The 23,021-nt window shown below is 43.6% G+C and carries 19 protein-coding genes; 16 read left to right on the top strand and 3 right to left on the bottom strand.

Annotated features, from left to right (window positions below):
* Nucleotides 1–18 precede the first annotated feature (18 nt).
* From MHH63_RS12360 to MHH63_RS12345, 4 genes are all read left to right on the top strand, one after another.
* Nucleotides 19–1,692 carry a nickel ABC transporter substrate-binding protein gene (locus tag MHH63_RS12360; RefSeq protein WP_076277352.1) on the top strand — a complete coding sequence of 558 codons (1,674 nt, stop codon included), beginning with the start codon at nucleotides 19–21 and terminating at the stop codon, nucleotides 1,690–1,692.
* A complete protein-coding gene (locus MHH63_RS12355; RefSeq protein WP_076277353.1) occupies nucleotides 1,692–2,444 on the top strand; it encodes a class I SAM-dependent methyltransferase in 753 nt (250 codons plus the stop codon). Before MHH63_RS12360 ends, MHH63_RS12355 begins: the two co-directional genes overlap by 1 nt.
* A gap of 7 nt (nucleotides 2,445–2,451) precedes the next feature.
* Nucleotides 2,452–3,201 carry a class I SAM-dependent methyltransferase gene (locus tag MHH63_RS12350; RefSeq protein ID WP_076306592.1) on the top strand — a complete coding sequence of 250 codons (750 nt, stop codon included), beginning with the start codon at nucleotides 2,452–2,454 and terminating at the stop codon, nucleotides 3,199–3,201.
* 254 nt (nucleotides 3,202–3,455) lie between these two features.
* On the top strand, nucleotides 3,456–4,445 hold the full coding sequence (locus MHH63_RS12345) for an alpha/beta fold hydrolase (RefSeq protein ID WP_341171595.1): 990 nt from the start codon (nucleotides 3,456–3,458) through the stop codon (nucleotides 4,443–4,445).
* 82 nt (nucleotides 4,446–4,527) lie between these two features.
* Here MHH63_RS12345 and MHH63_RS12340 read toward each other — a convergent pair whose 3' ends face one another.
* Nucleotides 4,528–5,136, bottom strand: coding sequence for a TetR/AcrR family transcriptional regulator (locus MHH63_RS12340; RefSeq protein ID WP_341171594.1), 609 nt, complete (start codon nucleotides 5,134–5,136; stop codon nucleotides 4,528–4,530).
* Between the two features lie 107 nt (nucleotides 5,137–5,243).
* Between MHH63_RS12340 and MHH63_RS12335 the strand changes: the two genes are divergently transcribed.
* The 5 genes from MHH63_RS12335 (at nucleotide 5,244) to cydC (ending at nucleotide 13,655) form a co-directional block, all read left to right on the top strand.
* Complete coding sequence (locus tag MHH63_RS12335; protein WP_341171593.1) at nucleotides 5,244–7,091, top strand: hypothetical protein; 1,848 nt, start codon at nucleotides 5,244–5,246, stop codon at nucleotides 7,089–7,091.
* A gap of 549 nt (nucleotides 7,092–7,640) precedes the next feature.
* Complete coding sequence (locus MHH63_RS12330; RefSeq protein WP_076126520.1) at nucleotides 7,641–9,005, top strand: cytochrome ubiquinol oxidase subunit I; 1,365 nt, start codon at nucleotides 7,641–7,643, stop codon at nucleotides 9,003–9,005.
* A complete protein-coding gene (locus MHH63_RS12325; protein ID WP_076126522.1) occupies nucleotides 9,002–10,018 on the top strand; it encodes a cytochrome d ubiquinol oxidase subunit II in 1,017 nt (338 codons plus the stop codon). The genes MHH63_RS12330 and MHH63_RS12325 overlap by 4 nt, the downstream gene beginning before the upstream one ends.
* A gap of 68 nt (nucleotides 10,019–10,086) precedes the next feature.
* Complete coding sequence (gene cydD / locus MHH63_RS12320) at nucleotides 10,087–11,931, top strand: thiol reductant ABC exporter subunit CydD (protein WP_341171592.1); 1,845 nt, start codon at nucleotides 10,087–10,089, stop codon at nucleotides 11,929–11,931.
* Nucleotides 11,928–13,655 carry a thiol reductant ABC exporter subunit CydC gene (gene cydC, locus MHH63_RS12315; protein WP_341171591.1) on the top strand — a complete coding sequence of 576 codons (1,728 nt, stop codon included), beginning with the start codon at nucleotides 11,928–11,930 and terminating at the stop codon, nucleotides 13,653–13,655. Before cydD ends, cydC begins: the two co-directional genes overlap by 4 nt.
* A 150-nt stretch (nucleotides 13,656–13,805) precedes the next feature.
* On the opposite strand, the gene MHH63_RS12310 is transcribed toward cydC, so the two are convergent.
* Nucleotides 13,806–14,297 (bottom strand): DUF1036 domain-containing protein, encoded by a 492-nt coding sequence (locus tag MHH63_RS12310; RefSeq protein WP_076277361.1) that lies wholly within the window; start codon nucleotides 14,295–14,297, stop codon nucleotides 13,806–13,808.
* A 273-nt stretch (nucleotides 14,298–14,570) separates the two neighbouring features.
* Between MHH63_RS12310 and MHH63_RS12305 the strand changes: the two genes are divergently transcribed.
* Together MHH63_RS12305 and MHH63_RS12300 are read left to right on the top strand one after the other, a co-directional pair.
* Nucleotides 14,571–15,164, top strand: a complete 594-nt coding sequence (locus tag MHH63_RS12305; RefSeq protein ID WP_341171590.1) for an RNA polymerase sigma factor — start codon at nucleotides 14,571–14,573, stop codon at nucleotides 15,162–15,164.
* 85 nt (nucleotides 15,165–15,249) lie between these two features.
* Nucleotides 15,250–16,074 carry a hypothetical protein gene (locus MHH63_RS12300; RefSeq protein ID WP_341171589.1) on the top strand — a complete coding sequence of 275 codons (825 nt, stop codon included), beginning with the start codon at nucleotides 15,250–15,252 and terminating at the stop codon, nucleotides 16,072–16,074.
* A gap of 201 nt (nucleotides 16,075–16,275) precedes the next feature.
* On the opposite strand, the gene MHH63_RS12295 is transcribed toward MHH63_RS12300, so the two are convergent.
* Nucleotides 16,276–17,298 (bottom strand): MBL fold metallo-hydrolase, encoded by a 1,023-nt coding sequence (locus MHH63_RS12295; protein WP_076126538.1) that lies wholly within the window; start codon nucleotides 17,296–17,298, stop codon nucleotides 16,276–16,278.
* Nucleotides 17,299–17,453: 155 nt separating this feature from the next.
* Here MHH63_RS12295 and MHH63_RS12290 point away from each other — a divergent pair, with 155 nt between their 5' ends.
* The 5 genes from MHH63_RS12290 to MHH63_RS12270 all read left to right on the top strand — a co-directional run bounded on the left by MHH63_RS12290 (nucleotide 17,454) and on the right by MHH63_RS12270 (nucleotide 22,989).
* A complete protein-coding gene (locus MHH63_RS12290) occupies nucleotides 17,454–18,464 on the top strand; it encodes a fumarylacetoacetate hydrolase family protein (protein ID WP_076281794.1) in 1,011 nt (336 codons plus the stop codon).
* A gap of 91 nt (nucleotides 18,465–18,555) precedes the next feature.
* Complete coding sequence (locus tag MHH63_RS12285) at nucleotides 18,556–19,137, top strand: TetR/AcrR family transcriptional regulator (RefSeq protein ID WP_076279708.1); 582 nt, start codon at nucleotides 18,556–18,558, stop codon at nucleotides 19,135–19,137.
* A gap of 368 nt (nucleotides 19,138–19,505) precedes the next feature.
* Nucleotides 19,506–20,453 carry an ABC transporter permease gene (locus MHH63_RS12280; protein WP_036677080.1) on the top strand — a complete coding sequence of 316 codons (948 nt, stop codon included), beginning with the start codon at nucleotides 19,506–19,508 and terminating at the stop codon, nucleotides 20,451–20,453.
* Nucleotides 20,454–20,466: 13 nt separating this feature from the next.
* Nucleotides 20,467–21,336, top strand: coding sequence for a carbohydrate ABC transporter permease (locus tag MHH63_RS12275; protein WP_036677077.1), 870 nt, complete (start codon nucleotides 20,467–20,469; stop codon nucleotides 21,334–21,336).
* Nucleotides 21,337–21,402: 66 nt separating this feature from the next.
* The gene (locus MHH63_RS12270; protein WP_036677074.1) at nucleotides 21,403–22,989 is read left to right on the top strand and encodes an extracellular solute-binding protein; all 1,587 of its coding nucleotides are present in this window, start codon (nucleotides 21,403–21,405) and stop codon (nucleotides 22,987–22,989) included.
* Nucleotides 22,990–23,021: the final 32 nt, after the last annotated feature.

Raw genomic sequence — 23,021 nt, 5'->3', positions numbered from 1 at the left:
AGAAAGGATGTACCAAGAATGAGAACGAACCCTAAGACAAAAAACCTATTATCAAAATCGTTATTCTTTATGCTTCTTGTAATAGTTGTGTTGATATCAGGTTGCAGCAACAGTAATAACAGCAATTCTACGGCTAGAGCCAATAATACCGCCAATAATGAAGCTGCACAAGGATCTGAAGCTCAGGACAAGACAGTCACTGTTGCTATATCGTCTGATGCCGGTATAGACCGATTGGATGCCGGTGCCTATGATGGTTCGATGAATGTGCACGCGATGATATATGAGGGGTTAGTGGAGTATGGTGAAAAAGGCGAAATACTGCCGTCGCTTGCGGAGTCTTGGGATATTTCAGAAGATGGGAAAGTATATACGTTCCATCTTCGCCATGACGTCAAATTCTCTGACGGTACGGAGTTTAATGCCGACGCAGTTAAATTCTCCTTCGAACGCTGGATTAAGGATCCAGCCAATTCGTTAAATGTAGCAACTGCGATGCAATCCCTTGTTGTTGTGGACGAACATACGATCACAATGACATTCAACAAAGCGTATTATCCCTTCTTAACCGAGTTATCCTTTGCAAGACCGGTCCGAATTATCAGCCCTTCCGCTGTGGAACCCGCAGGAGATATTACGGGTAAATTCATTAAAGCGATTGGAACTGGCGCATGGATGGCAGAGAGCTACAAAACAGATCAGGAAGCCATACTCGTCAGAAATCCGAAGTATTGGGGAGAAATGCCGAAGCTGTCGAAAATTATTTTGAAGGTAATCCCAGATCCACAGTCCAGAGTACTAGCGCTGCAAGCTGGAGACATTGACATTGCCGGGGGACAAATGGGAAAGATTCCAGTCGAAAGCGTGCCAGTGATTGAAGCGGATTCTTCACTAACTTTGCAAAAAGCACAAGGAACAAACTCTCATTTCATGATCTTTAACTACAAAACGCCCGCACTTCAAGATCTGAATGTGCGAAAAGCTATCAATTTGGCAATTAATAAAAAAAGCATTGTCGAAGATCTTATGGACGGTATCGGCAGTGAAGCTCAAAGCCTGTTCCCGCTGACAGTTCCTTATGTGACGGAGTCCAATAATACTTGGTACGGCTTCAATCCGCTGGAAGCGAAGCAACTGCTAGCAGCTGCCGGTTACACGGATTCGGACGGAGATGGAATTGTACAGAAGGACGGAGCGCAGCTTGAGCTTAACTTCGTGCTGCAGCAGGCTGAATATCCCGAATGGAAGTCCATCAGTGAACTGGTTCAGTCTGAGTTAAAGGAGATTGGCATTAGAGTGAATCTTCAGGTTCTTGAGCCGAATGCTTATTATGATGCCTTATGGACAAGCAAAGCCTATGATCTAATCATGTACCGGACTTATGATGATGCTTATAATCCGCATGCATTCTTGCTGTCCCTATTTCATAAAACAGCTGACGCATCTGCTGTCGTATGGTCTGATCCTGGACTAGAATCACTGATTGACACAGCAGTAGGAACAACCGATATTCAGGAACGTCAGACCGCATATGACTCCATTTTCTCCAAATTGTATCAGGAGGCTATGTTTGCAGCTATTTATTTCCCTGACGATATCTTGGCAGTAAATAATAGAGTGACTGGATTTAAACCGGGGTACTCCACCTTTATGCCGGTCTTCTGGAATCTACTCGACATAGGAGAAAAATGATGTTAAAAGAGATTTCGAAATACTGGACATCAAGCTCGGAGAGTTATGACAAAGTCATACAGACTCAATTCCGCAGCAAAAAAACCATAAACCTCTGGAAACAACTGCTTATTAAAGGGTTGGGAACAACTCCCCAGCAAAAGGTGCTGGATGTGGGAACAGGGCCTGGCTTTTTCTCCATACTCTTATCACAGATGGGTCATCTGCCTACAGCGGTGGATACCTCTCAGGGAATGATCGATAGAGCTTCACGAAATTTTGAGAGTTATGGATATAAAGTTCCAGCTTATGTCGCTGATGCTGCCGATTTGCATATGGAGCTAGAGAATAGCTTTGAGGCAGTGGTCTGCAGGGATGTAGTATGGACGCTTCCTGATCCACAGAGGGCTTATGCTGAATGGTATCGGATTCTAAAACCGGGCGGGACCCTGATTGTTTTTGACGGCAACTATTTGTATAAAGAGAGCAAGACTGTATTCCGTAGACTTTGGTATGCCTTGTCCTGGACACTGATTCTGCTCACAGAACAAAGAATCCGCCAGCGAAGCAGTCAAGATAAAAGCCTGCTAAGCGAGTTGCCATATGTTAATGTATTACGGCCTGAAGCTGACGAGACAGCGCTGAAACAGGCCGGGTTCCGAACCATAGATGTTCACCGGAACTTTATCCCTGCCCGTGCGATGCCGCTAGATTATTTGAAATACGGTTACCAGAATGTAAACCGGTTCATGATACTTGCCAAGAAGGAGTGAATGATAAATGGGTATACAACAAGAGGTGGAAATGTATTGGGAAGGCGAAGCCGAGCTGTACAGCGAAGGCATTCAGAAGGAACTCAACGGATTCCAGCGGGAAGCCTGGCTGAAGCTTATTCTCACTAATGCACCGCAGAAGGAAAGACTGCATGTCCTAGATATTGGCTGCGGTCCTGGCTTCTTCTCTGTGATTCTTTCGAGTGCCGGGCATCTGGTTACTGCGATCGATTGTACCGACAATATGCTGGAAGAAGCACGTGCCCACTCCATTCGGGAAGGTGTAACCGTTACTTTCCGCAAGATGGATTCGCACAAGCTTGACTTTGCTGCGGAGAGCTTCGATCTGATCGTGTGCCGCAATGTCACCTGGAGCCTTACCGATCCGCAGTCAGCCTACAAAGAGTGGAGAAGAGTACTTAAGCCTGGGGGACGGCTGCTGGTTTTTGATGCCAACTGGAATCGCCATCTCTGGGACGAAGAGATGCAGCAAAAGCGAGTAGAGGATCAGCAAAACTATGTAGATAAGGGCTTTGGTGAACTCCCGCATCATAAGGACATAGAGGAGACAGACCGTCTGAGTCTTGTATTGCCGCTGACCAGAGAATGGCGTCCCGAGTGGGATATACGGACTCTCAAAAAAGAAGGCTTCGCTAATATTTTTGCTGAAGAGAATTTGAACGCCAAAGTACTGGATGCGAAACAGCAAGTCTTAAACCGGTCAACACCAATGTTCATGATTTGTGCTGAGAAATAATAGAATAGTGAGAACCTACACATATAATGAAGTAAACAATAAAAAGCAGCGATCTCTAAATGAGAGGCGCTGCTTTTTGAGCAAAAGACAATAACATTATTTCATTTCCGATTTGATGTTGATCTAAAAACTCTTTTTTTTGACTTGTTCATATTCCGTTCATATTGTCGTCACGAAGGGTACATCTTGATTGATTACACTTTGAATATGTCGTCAAGGCGGCACTTCAGATACAGGGACAAGGAAGGGAAGAGATGAACGTGGCAAATAAGGTGGAATTAAAAACAACAGGGACTAAGAGCCACAAGAAACGGAACCTATGGTTAAAAATAATCGGAGGTATTGTAGGGGCGCTCGTGTTGTTCATGGGCATCGTTTTTATCGTTGATTCTATTAGCGATGGGGTAGAGAAAAAGAAAATCGAATCGTATGGCCAGTATGTCAATGTGGATGGAAAAAAAATGAATGTGCTTATTCAAGGCAGCGGTGAACAAACGGTTGTACTCCTACCGGGACAAGGAACCCCGACGCCTGCACTTGATTTCAAATTGCTGATCGATGAAATTACCCCTAATTATAAAGTCGTGGTGGTCGAGCCTTTCGGTTATGGTTTGAGCGATGAAACCGAGAAGGAGAGAACGACTGAGAATATAGTAAGTGAGGTTCACGAAGCAGTGCAGCAACTGGGTTTAGACCGTTACATTCTAATGGGACATTCCATCGCGGGACTTTACGGAGCGACCTATGTGAACACATATCCGGATGAAGTTCTTGCTTTTGTCGGCATCGATAGCAGCGTTCCCAATCAACCCGGAATGGATGTCAAATTACCTTTGAACGCCATGAAATTTCTTCAAAAATCAGGTCTAATGAGATTGGTCCAAAAAGTGAGCGGAGATCCCTATGAATCGCTTGCGTTCGATGAGCATACCAAAGAACAGATGCGTTTGATTTCGAATCAAGTCGCGACCAATCCAACGTTGATGAATGAACTGGGCCACCTCGGTTCCAATTTCAAAAATGGAGAAAAACTCACAATGCCAAATGACTTGCCGCTGCTTCTCTTCGTTCAATCGAACAACGAGCACAATAAACAGTGGATTCCGCTGCATGAGGAGCAAGTCAAACAATCCGCACAGGGCAAAATGATCCCAATGGAAGGTTCACATTATCTGCATCATACAAAATACAAAGAAATCGCTGAGGCATTCAAAGAGTACATGAAACAAATTCAATTTCAATAATAGGGTTGATAATTAAACTGCGGAGCCGAACTTGGTTCCGTGGTTTCTTTGTTTTTTCATTTATAAACACGATTTTTAAACCTTATTCCTGGGACATTGGAGTATGGTATACCTCAAGACAAATTTTGGTCATTTCGTCAATGGATTTTGCAAAGTCTGATTGTATCCATTTAAGGAGAACATTATAGAGGGTCCCCGCTTTAAAGTATATTCGGTACACATTCTCGTCGCTTTTGTCATGAGCAGTAGAAAGCATCATTTCATTCAAGCAATCCAGAATTACATCATCAAACTTTGCACTCTGAAGTGCTTTGTAGATGTTCCGCTGCTGAAAAATAACTTCAAAAAGCACTTTGATAAATTTTTGAGGTTCTTTAGCTTTGCCTGTTAATTCATTGGTGTAAGGTAAGAGTTTTTGATTAATTTCGAAAATAAGCGAATCGACCAAATCCACCAGGATCTCTTGCTTGGAGGAATAGTTGTTGTAATAGGCTGTTCGAGAAACCCCTGCGCGCTTCACAATATCGGTGATGGTGATTTTGTCAAAAGGCTGTTCCTGGATCAAGAAGACTAATGCCGTACAGATGGCTTCTCTTGTCAAACGGTTGGTTTCTTTATTGGAACGATGCTGAGAGGTATTTGGACTGTATAATTCATGATTTGAGATGACATTTCCCCTCCATTTGTACATTCTGATGTTCGTTTCATTGTTTTTCATGAGTATTTTCAATATGCTAAAACCATAAGGCATTACAAATGTAATGTCAAAATAATCGTTAGTTAAAATGGGAGGGCGTCATGTTAGAAATCTTATATAGACGATTGTCAGTGGTGCTGCTTTTGATCCTAGCACTATGTGCTACGGTATTCATTGGCGAAGAAACGGTAATCTCAATCGTGACCATTATCTTTTTGTTAGCAGAATTAGGCATCTCTTTTTTACTATTAAAGAAGCGTGAGAAGTTACATGTAGTATTTATTAGTGCGATGGTGGCAGAAGGGTTATTCTTAATCACAAGAAATTTTTGGCTGCTTGCGCTTTCTATCCTCTTGCTGATCGTAGCGGGCATATGGAGAGGACTCTTGGGGCAAAAGGTAAGCAGAAGAGTTACTCCGTTTCTAGTGGTTCGTAAAGTGTTATTCAGCATTGCTGCACTTATCGTTACTGCACTTTGGGGTATTGGAGTCTATGCGAAACCTATTACAACACCTGTAGCATTAGCTGCTGATACGACAGTGACGATCGATGAACGCAAATTGGATTCTGCAGCAGTGATGCTCAAAGATATTGAAGTAATGAATTCTTTTGGAAGCCGTACAACCGGCTCTGAGGGTCACAATCAGTTTATTGCTTGGCTGGAGCAGCAGCTAACGGATATGGGGCTGCAAGTTTATCGTGATCGCTATACTTTTGACCGATGGGAAGAAAAGAACAGTGCTTTAATGATTGATCAGCAGGCAATTCATGTCTCTTCAGCTTTTCCCTATTCCGGGGAAACTGACGAAAAAGGTGTAACTGGGGAGCTGGTGTATACGAAGCGTGGTGAATATGGCCAGGCCAGCGGAAAAATTGCTGTCATTGAAATTGAGAATTTCAGAAATTTTCCAAGTGGGATCGTTATGAATATGCGGGATTCATCACCAATGGACAACCAAATTACCCCAAATGAAGGCGATCTAGTCCTCACTACAGCTTTAAAAGAAGCTAAATTGGAGCAAGCGAAGGAAAAGGGCGTAAAAGCTGTTGTTTTAGTCTGGAAAGGGGTATCTGACGATAAGGTTGAAGAGCAATATGTGCCTTTTACCACCGATTATGCTGGAATCCCTGCGATCTGGGTTAATGAAACGGAAGGGCAAAAGGTTATCAGGGCAGCTCAGGAGCATAAAGAAGGTACGGTTATTTTAGAAGCGGTAATACAAAAAGATGCCCCAACAGAATCCTTTTATGTGAAAATTGACGGTAAGAATAAAGACGAAGCAATTATCGTAAATACTCATACGGATGGGATAAATGTGGTGGAGGAGAATGGCGCTGTGGGCATGCTGTCTATGATTCGTTACTTACAGCAGGAGCAGCCGGAACGTACGATGATATTTGCTTTTGTGACAGGGCATTTTAGATTACCGGAGTTCAAAGGGTCCTCTCAGGCAACTTCCACCTGGATGGAGGGGCATCGAGAGCTGTGGGATGGCAAGAATGGCCATTTAAAAGCTGTAGCTGGAATTACGATTGAGCATTTAGGCAGCATGGAGTGGAAGGACGATGATACGGGTCACTATGGTCCAACTGGACAAATAAGTACAGAATATACCTATGCGGGCAATGAAATGATGGCAGCCATTTGGCTGAAGGCTATTGAAAAGACAGATAGCACACGTACTGTATTATTGCGTGGACATAACAAGTTTGAGTTTGGAGAGAGTCAGCCCTTATTTGAAGCAGGGATACCGGTGATTGGTTTCATTCCAATGCCCGACTATCTGCTCGTGGATAGTGACAACAGAGAGATGGACAAATTTGATGCAAAGCTAATGCATACGCAAATTATATCGTTGCTGAAAGCGGTCAAGCTAGTGGACGGAACGGAGACGACTAAGCTTGGGAAGTCAGATGGGTATTCTTTTTTCTACGGCCGTACTAAATGATATTGGCAGATCAAGATTTGTCATGACGAAGATGAAATTAGCTTTAATTCAAAAAACACTGATGATTTGAGTCAGTGTTTTTTTGTTGCAAAAGGGGGATATATTACGGCTCAAAATGAGAAAATATCGTTTTTTTGCCAGCATCGAAGTAGGAGGGAACTTGTGACATCACATATGCACTAATCAATCAATAGCTCCTTCGGGTACTTTTTGTGTTATTCACTGAGTTGTCAGAAAGATTTGACCCTTTCTTGAACGTTTAGGGATTAAGAGATATCTGTGATTGAATTACTTGCAATTTAAGATAAGATGATTTTAATTATTAGGTCACATTATAATTTTGACTGCTCAGTATCAGATAAATCGGGCTCGCCAACTCTTGCTTTGTGAATTTTTTCTCTTTTTACATAGCAAAGAACGATGAACGTCATACTAAAACGAACAGGCAACGATGTCGCTGAACCTTGCTAAACCTGATATTGAATGCAGCCAACAGTTAGCAGGCCTAATCATAGAAAATGAACAGTGTTTTGAAGGGAGCAGTAAAGAATGGCAATTGATACGGTGCTATGGAGCAGGCTGGTGACAGGCTTGACTCTCGGGTTCCACGTTATTTTTGCGACGATTGGCGTCGGTATACCGCTAATGATCGCTATAGCAGAGTTTATCGGGATTCGGAAGAAGGACCCCCATTATACACTTATGGCAAAGCGGTGGTCTCGAGGATTTGTCATTTCTGTGGCGGTTGGTGTCGTGACCGGTACAGCGATTTCACTACAACTGGCCCTGGTATGGCCGAATTTTATGAAACTGGCTGGGAATGTCATTGCACTTCCGTTATTCATGGAGGTTTTCGCATTCTTCTTTGAAGCTATCTTCTTGGGCATTTATTTGTATACATGGGGTCGGTTCAAAAATCCGTATATCCATTGGCTGCTGACGATACCGATTGTCGCCGGGGCAGGCATGTCTGCCGTTTTTATTACGACGGTGAACGGATTCATGAACCAACCTGAAGGCTTTGTCATGGAAGCAGGCCAATTCACAGCGATTAACCCGGTGCAAGCGATGCTGAATACGGCGACGTTCTCCAAAGTGTTCCATGTATTAAGCTCGGCCTATTTGACAGGAGCTGCCTTGTTAGCCGGGATTGCAGCCTTCGCGATGCTGAGAAAAGGTGTGTCCGCATACCACAAAAAATCTTTAAATCTCATGATGGCGGTCGTTTTACTATTCGGTTTGCTGAACACGTTAGCCGGTGATGTGTCTGCCAAGTTTTTGGCCGAGCATCAGCCAGAGAAGCTTGCAGCGGCAGAGTGGCATTTTGAGACGAGCAGCAGTGTGGATTTGGTGCTATTGGGATGGCTGAATGCAGAGCATGAAGTTCTAGGGGCTCTTCATCTGCCGAAGCTGCTCAGCTTCCTGGCCTTTGGAGACTTTAATGCAGAGGTGACGGGGCTCGAGGAATTCCCCAAGGAAGAATGGCCACCGCTTCTCGTTCATTATCTGTTTGATTTAATGGTCGGAATTGGATTTACTCTGCTCGCGATTTCGTTTCTATATTTTCTGTTTGTGTTCTGGAAAAAGCGTAATGAGCTTAACAAGTGGATGCTTCGCATCATCGCACTGAGCGCCCCTCTCGCTTTTCTGGCTGTTGAGCTGGGATGGTTTTATGCAGAGATTGGCCGACAGCCGTGGATTATCCGTGGATATATGCGTGTTGAGGAGGCTGCCACGTCTTCACCGAATGTAAGAATTATATTCTTCGCCTTATTGCTCTTGTACATCGTACTCGGCAGTATGTGTGTAATCGTGCTGAGACGCTTGTTCAACAATAATCCGGCAGAAGCTGAGATGGAGAAATGGATGAAGGATCATCCTAATCAATTTACGGAAAAGGGGGGCACTGAATGATGAGTTACGAATTGATTGGCATCTCGGTGCTCTGGCTGTTTTTGTACGGCTATTTAATTATAGCTTCCATTGATTTCGGAGCGGGCTTCTTCGCCTTTTATGCACGTTTAACAAAGCAGGATCATCTCATTAATCGTCTGATTTCCCGATATTTATCACCCGTATGGGAGATTACAAATGTATTTTTTATCTTTTTCTATATTGGCATCGTCGGTTTTTTTCCGGACACAGCCTATTATTATGGCTCCGCGTTACTTGTTCCGGGAAGCATTGCGGTGATTCTTCTTGCGATTCGCGGTTCATTCTATGCTTTTGAAAATTACGGTTCCAAGAAAAACATAGTATATCTTTTTTTGTACGGAGCTACAGGTTTGCTTATTCCAGCATCGTTGTCAGTGGCGCTAACTTTGTCTGAAGGCGGCTTTATCGTGAAGCAGGGGGAAACGGTTTCTCTAGATTACTGGGCGCTGTTTACCAATCCGTTATCGTGGAGTATCGTAGGACTGGCAATCGTGTCCGTTTTGTTCATTAGCGGCTCATTTCTGACATTTTACGCTTCTCGGGCGGAGGATCATTCCGCGTTGAAGCTGATGCGCAACTACGCCCTGTTTTGGAGCACACCGACGATAATCCTCGCACTGACAGCATTTATCTATTTGGGTCAACACAATGAGCGGCATTTTCAAAATATGATGGATTTATGGTGGTTGCTGGCACTTTCCGTTGCTTTCTTCATGATCGCGATGTGGCTATTATATAACGGACGCCGTTACGGATTAGCTTTTATATGCGTCATGTTGCAGTTTTTCTGTGCCTTTTTTGCTTATGGGATTGGGCAATACCCTTATATTCTTGATCCGTATATCACGATTCAGAGCAGTGCAACTTCACCGGCAATGGGCTTAGCGTTAGTTATTGTGTTTATCGGCGGTCTATGCCTGTTGATCCCATCCCTTATTCTGGTCTTCAAACTCTTCCTGTTTGATGCGGATTATGTTAAAGGGAAAAAATAAAGCTGATTAATCCATTACGGTATGTTTGAGGTTTCCCTACAAGCCTATAGATAAAGGAGGTGTGATCTGTGAAGAGGAAATCCAATCTGATTTCTCAACAAATGTCTTCACAAAGGAAAAACATGGCTCTCCTCGCAATCATTTCACTAGCGCTTGGTATAGCTATTGTGAGTCAGGCTGGACTGCTTGCTGAAGCAGTCCAACGGATTTTTGTCGAGAAAGCTTCATTTTCATCGGTTATCCTGTTGCTCGGCATACTTCTAGCTGTTATGGCTGTGCGCACACTGTTGTCTTATGGAAACGGTATAGTTGGCTTACATATGGCTGCCACTGCTAAGACAAATATGCGCGCTGCCGTGCTGCAAAACTTGACTCATGCCTCCATGCCTTCAACCCTTCGTGGACAGACGGGAGGAAAGGTCAGTGTTGCTCTGGATGCTGTGGATGAGGCCGATAGTTATTTCAGCCAATACATGCCGCGTATGATGGAAGCTGCTATCATCCCGGTTCTGATTTTGGTTGTTACATTTATCCAACATGCCAACACAGGTTTCATTCTATTGTTTACTGCTCCGTTCATCCCGCTGTTCATGATTTTGGTAGGGTTGAAAACGAAGAACAAATCCGAAGAAAAATATGCGCAACTGGCTGAGTTCTCAGGGACGTTTCTGGATTCTCTTCAAGGACTGGTGACATTGAAAATATTTGGACGGGCTTACCGTCAGCAACAGGAGATCGAGCGCAGTAGCTTGGGTTATCGTGATGCCACAATGGGCATTTTGAAGATTGCGTTTACGAATACCTTCATGCTGGAATCGATCGTAATGCTTAGCATTGGCATTGTCGCTCTTGAACTGGCCATCCAGTTGCTCGTTTTCAAAGCTATGACGTTCCACACCGCCTTTCTCGTTTTGCTGCTCGTTCCCGAGTTTTACAACCTGTTAAAGAATACGGGAACGGCCTTTCACAGTGGCCGGACAAGTATGGGTGCGGTTCGTAAGGTGGAACAGATGCTTGAGGAAACGGCAGGGGGGAGCAGGGATGCTAATGGCATTGAAGGAGCATTAACAACCGATGGAATCGACGAGATCGACAGCATGGATAAGGTCGGTGATAGGACCGACAGAATAAGCAAATTGGAACTCACCCATTCTGGAGACCTTTTAATACCGCCGTCCATCGTAATTGACCAACTCCGGTTTCAGTATGCTCCAGATTCTTTCGAGCTTAAGACGGGGCGGATCCAGCTTAGTCCAGGAGAACACATTGCCATTGTTGGCAAAAGCGGTTCCGGCAAAACGACTTTGCTACATCTCATTGCCGGTCTGCTGAAACCAGAATCGGGAACGCTTCTGGTGAATGGAAGTCCACTCTCGCAATACGATGAAACCGAATGGTTCGAACATGTTAGCTACATTACACAGCATCCGTATATTTTTGCAGGCACATTTTCTGAAAATATTGCGATTGGTGCTCGTGGGAGCATCTCCAGAGCAGAAATTGAGCGGGCGGGGAAAGAAGCAGGACTCGCTGCGCTTACAGCCCAATTAGAGCATGGATTTGATACCTTTGTTGGTGAAGGAGGCCGGGGACTGTCTGGTGGGGAAAAGCAACGGCTTGCCTTAGCACGCGCTTTTTTGAAGCGTCCTGCTATCATTTTGTTTGATGAACCCACAGTTGGACTGGATTTGCACACCGAGCGGGTACTGCAACGCTCCATAACCAAACTGGCAAAAACGGCTACAATGATTACGGTAGCTCACCGATTATATACGATTCAACAAGCCGACAAGATTTTGTTTATGGACAATGGAGTGTTGGTGGACTCGGGACGACATGACGAGCTTCTGGAGCGCCTGCCTCAGTATGCCGAGATGATTGATGTAGAGCGGAAAGGGGGGATATCCTCATGAATGAACTGGCTGTTCTGTCAAAGGCGATGATTCAGGAGCGCAAGGATATCATTCTTTCGATTTTGGGTGGATTTATCGCCGGCATAGCCGGTGTGGCACTCTTTTCTGCGAGCGGATATCTGATTTCGCAAACGGTATTTGCGCCACCGCTTTATACTTTAATTGTACTCACCTCCATGGTCAAACTGCTGGGTCTGCTTCGGGCGGCGAGTCGTTATGGAGAACGCTTGTATTCTCACCGGGCGACATTCTCCATGCTTAGCCGTTTACGTACATCCTTTTTTGCCAAGCTTATTCCTTTAACGCCTGGTATATTGAACAAAAATCGAAGCGGGGATCTGCTTGCGCGGATCGTTGGGGATGTGGAAAGTTTGCAAAATTATTTTTTGCGAGTCGCTTATCCTCCGATCATGGTCGTCATGGTGTTTTTGGCTACGGTGCTGTTTACTTCTACCTTTTCGATCTGGATTGCCGTTTTGTTTGTAATAGGTATGCTGGTAACGGCATTCGTTGTACCGGGAATTGTGTTACTCGGGCAGCGGAGAATACATGGACGCGTTCGTGAGCAGAGGGCGCAGCTGTCCACGGAAGTTACCGAAGTGTTGTACGGTTTCCGGGATTTAAAAGTATATGGTCAATTGGCACAGCGGGAGGAACATCTCCAGCATGCTTCCACTGTATTGGCAGCTGAGCAGCAACGAGCAGCCGGGCAACTGCTGCGCGGGCAATCGATGCACACTTTTGTTACGTTTTTCGTTTCCTGGGGAGTGCTTACGCTTGGCGCCTATTTAATTATGGAAGGAGCGCTTGCAGGCGTATTTCTTGCCATGCTGGTTATGGCATCACAAACCGTATTTGAAGAAGCGGCGGCTATGGCCACATTACCCGCGTATAAAGAGGATAGCGAACACGCAGCCAAACGACTGACGGAAACAGTTCAGACCTTTGATGAGCAGTCTTCGCAGCCAAGTGGCACATTGCCTGTTGATAATGCCGTTACGATGGAGCTATCCGATGTTACGTTTCAATATGAAGGGGAGTGGAGACCGGCGCTCAGGGATGTATCCCTGCACATTTTACCTGGTTCCAAAACGGCGATTGTCGGGCCGAGTGGATCAGGAAAATCAACGATTATCGAATTGCTGCTCAAGCTGCGAACACCAACGGCCGGTGATATACGGTTAAACGGCATTTCGGTGAAGGAACTGGATGAAACGAGCATTTGGCAAACGGCTACTGTAGTGTTTCAGCAAAGTCATTTCTTCCGGGGAACGATCCGGGACAACCTGCTGCTGAATGGAGAAGAACATGCAGACGAACAATTGTTGGATGTGCTAGCAAAAATGCAGCTGCCCGATACATCGTTGACCGATATGGTGTATGAAAAAGGGGAGAATCTGTCAGACGGCGAGAAGCAGAGGTTGGCTCTGGCGCGAGCGATGCTCCGCAAAGGACGGGTATGGCTTCTGGACGAACCCACTTCATCGCTGGATTATGTGACAGAGCATCATGTTTTGAAGCATCTCTACGCACAGGCGGCTAATGATACGCTTCTCCTGATTTGTCATCGGCTAACCGGATTGGAAGAGATGGACCAGATTGTGGTCATGGACCAAGGCAAGGTAGTCGAAACAGGGTCCTATTCGGAGTTGATGGGGCAAAAAGGCTATTTTTATGAGATGAAACAAATCGAACAGCAAATGATCGGAGAAGTTGAGGACTGATGATTTAGTGACCTCGACTTCCCTAAACTTCAACTCCTTAAACTATCTCACTTAAAAAAATCAGAAGTAACCCGCAGGAAACAGTTCTACAGGTTGCTTCTGATAAATTCTAAAAACTATACCCTCGCCTTGTTTTCAAAGTAACCTATTCTATAAGCCTCGCAAAGGTCTAATAACCCTACCGATTTTACCCACCTTACCGGGTAACTTTCTTATGCTCGATCTATCCAATTTGAATTTCAGAGATCCTTTTTTTGACAATATAGCATTTCTTAATTTTGATGAATTATTGGTTCTATTCGTAAAAGTTAAAGTATAATTCTGAGAATTCCCAACTTTGAGTTCACGGAAACCTACCCTGTTACAGCCTGTGCCCTGGCATCTTTCTATCCAACACATGTTGAAGACTGCATTAGGAATATACGTGTAGAAATTACCGCTCCACGTATTTCCGGAATTGTCATACGCGTAATAATAGTAACTTTGATTTGCGGATGATCCAGTTACTATAAGTGAACTTCTGCCTGGGACTAATCGGTACCAACCCTTTTTAACATAAGTGGTAGGGCTACAAGTCGGATCATAGTGAGCAATAGCAAGCCAAATATAGTTAGAGGTATTATTTTGTACATAAAGACTCATTTATATCACTCCATTCAATAGATTTAAACACAATGTTAATATATGTAAAAATATATAGAAGTGAAATAGACAGATTGAGCGTTAAAAAAAGATAGGCTGTACAAGGGAAACGTAACTATTAAATCAAGCGGACTGCACTAAATTGATAGGTGATTTACGGAAAAGGATCGTACAAGCTCCTTGCGAAGCTCGATTTAGATTGTAATGATTTTTATTGCTGTCACATTTTAGGTCGAGCTCTTCGTTGTATAGAGTGAAAGGGGGGGAGACAGCTTGAATGATACGGAGTTAAATCAGATCATTGCAGATGTGTTGGATGGGAACACAGAACAATTCGAGAAAATCATGGAGATTTATCAAAAGCCGATTTTTCTCTACTGTTATCACATGCTGGGCAATTATGCCGAAGCCGAGGAAAACGCACAGGAGGTATTTTTGAAGACCTTCCGCACCTTGAAAAAATATACCCAATATCAGATGGATTTTGGCGCCTGGGTATACAAGATTGCCTACCATCAATGTATCGACATCCTCCGTAAGCGAAAGTTGGTGAAATATTTGCCTTTCTTTTACCAAGATGAGAAAGAAAATAATGAAGTCGATTTGCATATTGAAGCCAACTATTTTGATGAATCTGTACATCAGGCCATGGCAAAATTATCGGCGGAAGAGCGTAATTTGTTAATCTTACGTTGTGTCGAGGATAAAAGCTATCAGGAGATCGGATTGATTCTCGGTAAAAGCAGCGCCAGCCTTCGTAAAAGGTACGAACGTACATCTGCAAAATTTCGAAAGTATTACGCTCAAGTGAAGGGAGTGGGAGTGTATGAATATGGACAGGGATCGGGATTTGAAAAAACTGTTTGATGACCCGCGCATTCCCGACGCCGACTTGACAGGAAAAGTAATGAGAATATTACATGCTAAGCCAAAAGAAAAGGAGAGGTTTTTTATGAAATATAAAGTTGTTCTGACTGCGTGTGTAGGGATGATGTTAATGGCATCCACGGGTTATGCGGCAGTTCAATATCATTCTTTGACCAATAAGGATGGCAAAGTCGTATATGAAACGAAATCGACGAAAGATTACGAAAAAACAGAATCGAAAGATGAGGCAGCGCGGTTCAAGGCATTTTTTGAACTGAAGGAAAAGGTGCTTAAGAACGGGGAAGCTGGGCTGTTCTATATGGTTGCCAATAACCCGAATCATCAAACAGATCTTGGAACAAAGTTGACGATCTTCCATGATCCATCTCAATTGCGCGATAAGATTACGGATAAATCCATTAAGATCGCAGACAACATCAATGGAAATTATACATTCCAAAAGGCGGACGTAATCTTTAAAAATGCTCAGGAAGTGAATCCTCCTTCTTCGGAAGAAAAAAAGAAAATGGCAGAAAAGCTGAGAAGGCAGGCGGAAGAATCCAATCAGGGATATGCCATGATGCCGGTTGAAATGACAGATCAGTTTTTCCTTCTCTTTGCTACGTATCAAAATGGCGAAGATAAAATCGGGGTTGATATCACTAATCTGAGTGGAAAGAGCGATCCTACAATGTATATTGACGAGAAGGTTGAATTTAAGCAGGAGAAGGTTCAAGTGAAGGGAGTAGAAATGCTGCATACAGAATTTGCTCCTTCGCAGACGCACGAGCTGAAATGGGTATACGAGAGCCCAGACAAAAAGGTGAAATACGCCTATACTTTACGGGGTGACCTAAATAAAGTAAGCAAAGAAACCCTAATGAAACTTGCCGAAGGCTATTTGGAATAATAAATACAACAACAACGGGAATCTCCTCCCATCCAATTGGGGGGATTCCCCTTTAGTAAACCATAGTCCTTCTTCATTTTTTATCATAATCGTTTCTAAGCACCGATTTTAATTCCATGGAACAATGCAAAAGAACGGCCGCTGTTCGCATCATTTGCGACAGGGCCGTTTTTTTGTTTTTCATAGGTTAGCTGTAAATTGCTATTCTTGCCAAACACTCATAGGGTCCCATGGCTTGATCTGATTGCCATATTTTCCAGCCAAAAAAGCTTTCATGTCTTCCAGCTTAGCAGGCACCTCGTTCCAAATTGGAAAGGGTGGTAACCCTCGTTTGCTTTTCAATAGGATATCCACTGTAACATACAAGCGTTCTGGCTGAATCCAATGAAGGAAGCGGGAAATATCCATTTGCTTGGTCAGAGACAAGGAATCAATTTCGTCATTATAATGCTTGTTGAACTCGCTAATCAGGTTTAGGAGGTATTCTCTCTGCTCCTTCACGAATTCCAGGCCACATATGGCGCCATGTCCTGGAACAACGATTTCGGGTTTAATTTCATCAATAATGCGATCAAGCACTTTAACCCAATTGAGGGTTCCCTCTTCACTGTATGCCGTACATCCGTTAAACACGACATCGCCAGCGAACAGCACTTTTTCTTTTGGCATCCACAACAGCAAGTCACTATCAGAGTGGGCTGGAGCTACGTTGTAAATCATAACTTCCGTATCGCCAAGACGGATGTTGATATCGTCCTTTATCTCAATATTCGGGAGCACCCATTCTACGCCTTCCAGGTCAAATCCTTCAAATTCCGCTGCAAAAAACCGCTCGCCCGGAGTCGATTCCGGAGAATTCTTTCCTCTTCTAATGACGCTGTCCATCCAAGCGATATTTTCGGTGAGACGCTCTCTGGAGGCTTCCTTGTGCATAATAATACAAGCATCTTCAAACACTTTGTTTCCCCAGGCATGGTCGCTGTTATAGTGCGAGTTCACCACATATGCGGGAGAGCCGCCGTTGCTTACATCCATAAAAGCCTCCCGCATTTCCCGCGCATGGAACAAATCGAAAAACGTGTCATACACCAGCCCGTCACCCTTGTTGATGAATCCGGCATTGGCCCAACTGATCCCACGATACGGCGAAATACCAGCAAAGACGCCATCTGCGACTTCAAAAAATTTAACGCGAGGTTTTTGGATAATACGTCCATACTTCATAAAAATTCTCCTTTACGTATATGTTTTTGGGGTAAAGCATGCCTTTATTATAGAGAGTGGAAAACATAATTGCAAGCATGTACTTGCATGCATTTGTTCCATGTAATATGATGTAACAGAACAACATCACACTACATGGATGGAGGCGCTGCAACATGAAACTAGTAACCTTTCAAACCAAGACATCCCAGGAACCTTTGTTTGGGCTTGTAATTAACGAGAAATTTGTCGTGTCTTTTGCCGCAATCATGAAAAAGCAGGGAACATTCGTTGACAGTCTTGAAAGTATGGACAGCTATCTTCATTATTTACCGGCAAGTTATGATGCCGCTAAGGAATTAATGCAATATGCGGTCGAACAGTCGCATCAATTTAATGAAAATGAAATCTGCCCGATTGTAGCGGTAAACCTGCTGCCGCCAGTTCCAAATCCGGCTGCGCTTATCGATTTCGGACTGACACCAAGACATCTGAGAAATGCTGGCGTAAATCTGCTGCAAAGAGAATATACAGGGCCGGAAAGAGAAGAGCTTAAACAAAAAATTGCTGAAAAATTCCAGCAAGATCCGAACAAAGTAACTTTCAGTTATTACAAATGTAACCATAATGCATTAATTGGCGATGGAGATACGATTCATTGGCCTTCGTATTCTTCCTACCTGGATATTGAGCCGGAGCTGGCCTTTGTTACAGGGATGGAGAACTGCATTGCAGGTTATGTTATTTTTAATGACAGTACTGTCCGCGATGTGCAATGGCCGGACTTCCAGGGGCTGACCGGACCGACGCGCTGCAAAGATTTTGATCGCAGCAAAGGAATAGGGCCATTTCTGGTTACGCCGGATGAAATCGACAATCCGCTGGTACTGGATGTGAATGTATGCATCGGGGAGAGACTGCACTGGAAGGGGAGCACATCCGAGTATGCTGCACACCCTGCAAAAGTGATGGAGGAGGTTCTCAAAGTTTTCACGCCGCTCCCGGGCACGATTATAGGAATGGGGACGATACCGGATTGCTGCGCAATCGAGACCGAAGAATGGCTGTTGCCCTCTGACCGAATCCAGATTACATTTGATAAATTAGGCACGCTCACGCAATTGGTGCCTGATCATGTCAAGATTACGGAACCAAGCCGCTGGGAAAAAAGAAGCGATTTGCCTTAAAAAACGTTTATCAAAATGATGAACCCCAACCCTGCTGCATATGCAAAACTTGTAGTAGAATAGGATTAACATATGCAAAAGGAGAAATACAATGCAAACTTCAGACAGAATCATTGAAGCCGCGACACAGCTCATCAAAAAGAATGGCTATCGGGGAGTAAGCACCAAAGCCATTGCAACGGAAGCTAAAGTCAATGAATCTACGATTTTTCGGCAATTCGGAAGCAAGCAAGGCATATTGGAAGCCATCATTGAAAGACATTCGGATATTCCGCAATTTGAGAAGCTGTTAAAAGAGGAAGCGACCGATAATCCGGAAGTCGATCTGCTGAATGTAAGTCAGCAGTACCGTTTGTTTTTCCATAAAAATGCGGACATCATTTTGATTGGCATCCGCGACAAAGGAATGCTTCCCGAATTAGACAGAATGCTCGCCGATCCGCCGGCGAAGCTTCACTCCTTGCTGGTTGAATATTTTGAACGCTTGCAGAAGAAAAAAGTTATCGCCAGACAGGATGAGCGTCTTGTCGCAATGTCTTTTCTCTCGATGTGCTACGGATTTCAGATGAGCGAGCTGATTCACCGGCAATATCAATCCCAATTCGTCACCGAGGAAGAGTTCTACAAGCATAGTGTCTCATTGTTTGTTAAAGGAATTTTAGCCCAGTCATAAGCATTATTGATTTATCCCATTCATCTAATGGAAGAGCATGCAGCGACGGTTGATGATGTGGTGATTATTTTTAGTAATGGAAAATAAAATACGTGGATGCATTATATAAAAAACATGACTCATTAAATTAAGCCCAATTTTTTCTAGGGCTTTTTTTGTTTGGGTCCTCAGGATTGTATTTGGTCTATACTCAAACTTTCGAGCCAGAGTTATTGTACGAGCTTTAATGCAAGACAATCATGCCTATTGCATTGGAATTATCCAGGGCTGTACTTACTTAATATCTTATAAGAAATTCTTGAAATTACAGAAATTTATCCAGTAGGGGGATGCTATTATACAAATACAAATAAAGACGAGGTGATGATATGCAAGCAAAATTGGCAGCGGACGCCATTCCCCTCCCCAAAAAGCGGAACTCATGGATAAGGACGATAAAAAAGTATAAAGTGATGTACGCTCTCTTGTTCCCGGCATTAGTTTACTTTGCCGTATTCAAATACATTCCTATGGCGGGAATCATTATTGCCTTTAAAAACTATAACCTAGCTTTGGGACTATGGGATAGCCCATGGGTGGGATTTAGAAATTTTACAGATTTTATGAACGGCGTTTATTTCTGGGACATCATGAGAAATACGATTATCATATCCCTGTATAAGCTGTTGTTCGGTTTCTCAGCTCCTATCATACTTGCTTTGCTGCTCAATGAAGTTTATACCCAATGGTTTAAGAAAATCGTTCAAACGATCACTTATTTACCCCACTTTCTATCATGGGTCATTGTTTATGGAATGATGGTGGCATTATTAGCCCCAGGGGATGGTCTTTTTAACATGATCTTGAAGGAAACTGGAGTTGAACCCATCTCATTCCTAACGGAACCTGCCTGGGGCAGACTGCTGATCATCTTATCTGAAATATGGAAGGATATTGGATGGGGAGCGATATTGTACCTTGCAGCATTAGCAGGAATCGATCCAAGCTTATATGAAGCGGCTAGAATTGATGGCGCTTCCAAGTGGAGACAGCTATGGCATGTAACACTTCCCGGCATTCGAGGCGTGATGATTCTGATGCTGATCCTTAAATTAAGCCATATTCTGGATGCTGGTTTTGACCAAATATTCATGTTTGCCAACAGCTTTAATCAGGAGAAGATCGACATTATCGACACATGGGTATACCGTGAAGGGCTCGAGCGACTTAAGATTGGCTTGGCTACTGCTGTGGGATTATTTAAAGCGGTCATCGGATTTGTTTTAGTGTTGGCAGCGAATAAGCTCGCCAAAAAATTCGATGGGCAAATTTGGTGAGGTGGTTATCAAAATGATCAATTTGACAATCGGAGAAAAGGTCTGGCAAGCATTCGTTTATTTTATTCTTATTTTGCTAGCTCTACTTTGCTTACTACCCTTTCTATATGTGGTTGCTGTTTCAGTAACGCCAGAATCGGAAGTGCTAAGAAGAGGAATTGTTATTATACCAGAAACCTTTACCTTTCTAGCCTATAAAGAAGTATTCATTTCTCATGGTATTGGGCAGGCGTATAAAATCACATTGTTTCGAACGATTGTAGGCACTGCTCTCAATGTGTTCTTTACGGTAATCGCAGCATATCCGTTATCCAAAAAATATTTGCCGGGTCGCAGCCCATTTTTACTATTCATTGTCTTTACCATGATGTTTGGGGGAGGATTAATTCCGACTTATTTACTAGTCCGCTCTCTGGGATTGCTAAACAGTCCGTGGGTATTGATCATTCCAAATCTCATTAGTGCATTTAATCTGGTGATCATTAAAGGCTTTTTCGAGCAATTGCCTGCTGAAATCGAGGAATCAGCGAGGGTAGACGGTGCAAGTGAACTTCAGTCGTTATGGCGGATCATTTTACCTCTGTCCTTGCCCGTCCTTTCCACAATTTCATTATTTTACGCAGTCGGGCATTGGAATAGTTACTTCGATGCTATTGTTTATATCAATGATTCCAACTTAATGCCGCTCCAAGTGATCTTGCGCAACATCCTGCTTAACGTCGCAACACAAAGTGCTGATTCGCTTGCCAATACCGGAGCTGTTAGTACGTTCGCTATACAAATGGCAGCAGTTGTCGTGACTACAGTTCCGATTTTGATCGTTTACCCATTTATGCAAAAGCATTTTACCAAAGGTGTGCTCTTGGGATCGGTTAAAGGTTAAAAAGATATTCCAACCTGAGTTGTTACGGGGAAACCGTGATAATATAGAAGCAAAGGAGAGGTCATTATGCAACGTAAAGCGATTACATTTGCTATTCTGACAGCAATGGTCGGTGTGGGAACAGTATTGTCAGGCTGTGGGGAACAAAAAGAGGTTACATCGACAGCTTCGGGTAATTCACAAGGCCAGTCTAGTCCCTTTGAAACCAAATTGAAAATTTCGATGTTTAACCAAGGAACTTTCAATGCTGCTGCTCCGATTCCTCCCCGTGAAGAAGATATCCAACGCCAAATGTTGGAGAAAGCAGTAAATATCGACTTGGAAATGATGATTCCTCAATCAGGGCAAGCAACGACTAAATTAAATACGCTCATTGCTGGCGGAGATATTCCAGATTTGATCTTTTTAAAGAGCCGGGCTGATCTCGCGCAATATTATGACCAAGGCGTTCTTGCGGATTTGACACCGTATCTGGATCAATTCCCTGAACTGCAGAAACGTTTTAGCAACGACTCCTGGGAGGCGATGTCCTATCAGGGAAAAACCATTGGGGTTCCAGGTTATGATAACGTAAACGGTATTAGTCGAAGCTTCTTTATCCGTAATGATTGGCTGAAAAAGCTGAATATGGAAGTGCCAACAACACCTGACGAGCTATTTGAAGTTATGAAAGCCTTTACAGAGAAAGACCCGGACGGCAATGGCAAAAATGATACGTACGGATTCATAGGCGGTATGAATAAAGAAGGCAATCTGCAAACCTATGGCTTCGATAGTTTGATGTGGATGTTTGGAGTCAATCCTCCCTCAGCCATTGATGTGAAAGACAATGAACCGGTGTTCCTGTTTACCGACCCAAAAATGAAAGAAGCGCTCGCTTATATCAATAAAATGATGGAAGCTAAAGTTGTAGATCCAGACTGGGTGACGATGAATACTCCCGATTTATTGGACCAAAAGCTATTTAAGGGTAAAGTTGGCTTTATGATAAGAGATGCCCGCAGGCTGGAACCAGATTATCAGCAAAAAATGAAAGAAATCAGTGGAGAGGTGCCGGAATGGATCGTCATTCCTCCAATGACAGGTCCTTATGGTGATCAAATTGTAGAGAGAAAATCGTTCCAAGGCAATTCATGGGCCATATCCAAGAAAGCGGATAAGGACAAAATCATTCGGATCTTGTCCATGCTGAATTATCTCTTTACGGACAAAGAAGCATATCCAAATTTTGCATACGGAATTAAAGGGATTCATTGGGATTTGGTAGACGGCAAGATCAAAAATAAAACCTCCGAATTATCAAAGGAAATGAAAGAAAAGTACTTATGGGTCGATCATTATAGAATGCCGCGTCGTGGTGATGATGCTGAGTACTTCAGCTTCCAGAATCCGAAGACGGCAGAAGCTTTTGAGAACAATCAGAAATACGTGGCGGCTACGTTGCCCGGGAATTTATTGACTGAAGACCCGAACGATTCATTGGCTGCTGACCGCCAACGCTACATTAATGAAAGCTTGGTCAAATTTATGACTGGCAAAGAACCTCTTTCGAACTGGGACAATTTCCTCAATACATTGGAAACTAAGTTTGACATGCAGAAGTATAAAGACTCAGTAATCAAGCAATTTAAAGAAGCAGGCTTAATCAAGTAAATCAAACGAAGAGAGCGGCTATAATTAGCCCC

Source organism: Paenibacillus sp. FSL H3-0310 (assembly GCF_038002785.1).
In the GTDB taxonomy this organism is placed as follows: Bacteria; Bacillota; Bacilli; order Paenibacillales; family Paenibacillaceae; genus Paenibacillus_AQ; species Paenibacillus_AQ odorifer.
Note: the sequence above shows the minus strand (reverse complement) of the source record. Positions and strands in the feature narration are given on the sequence as shown.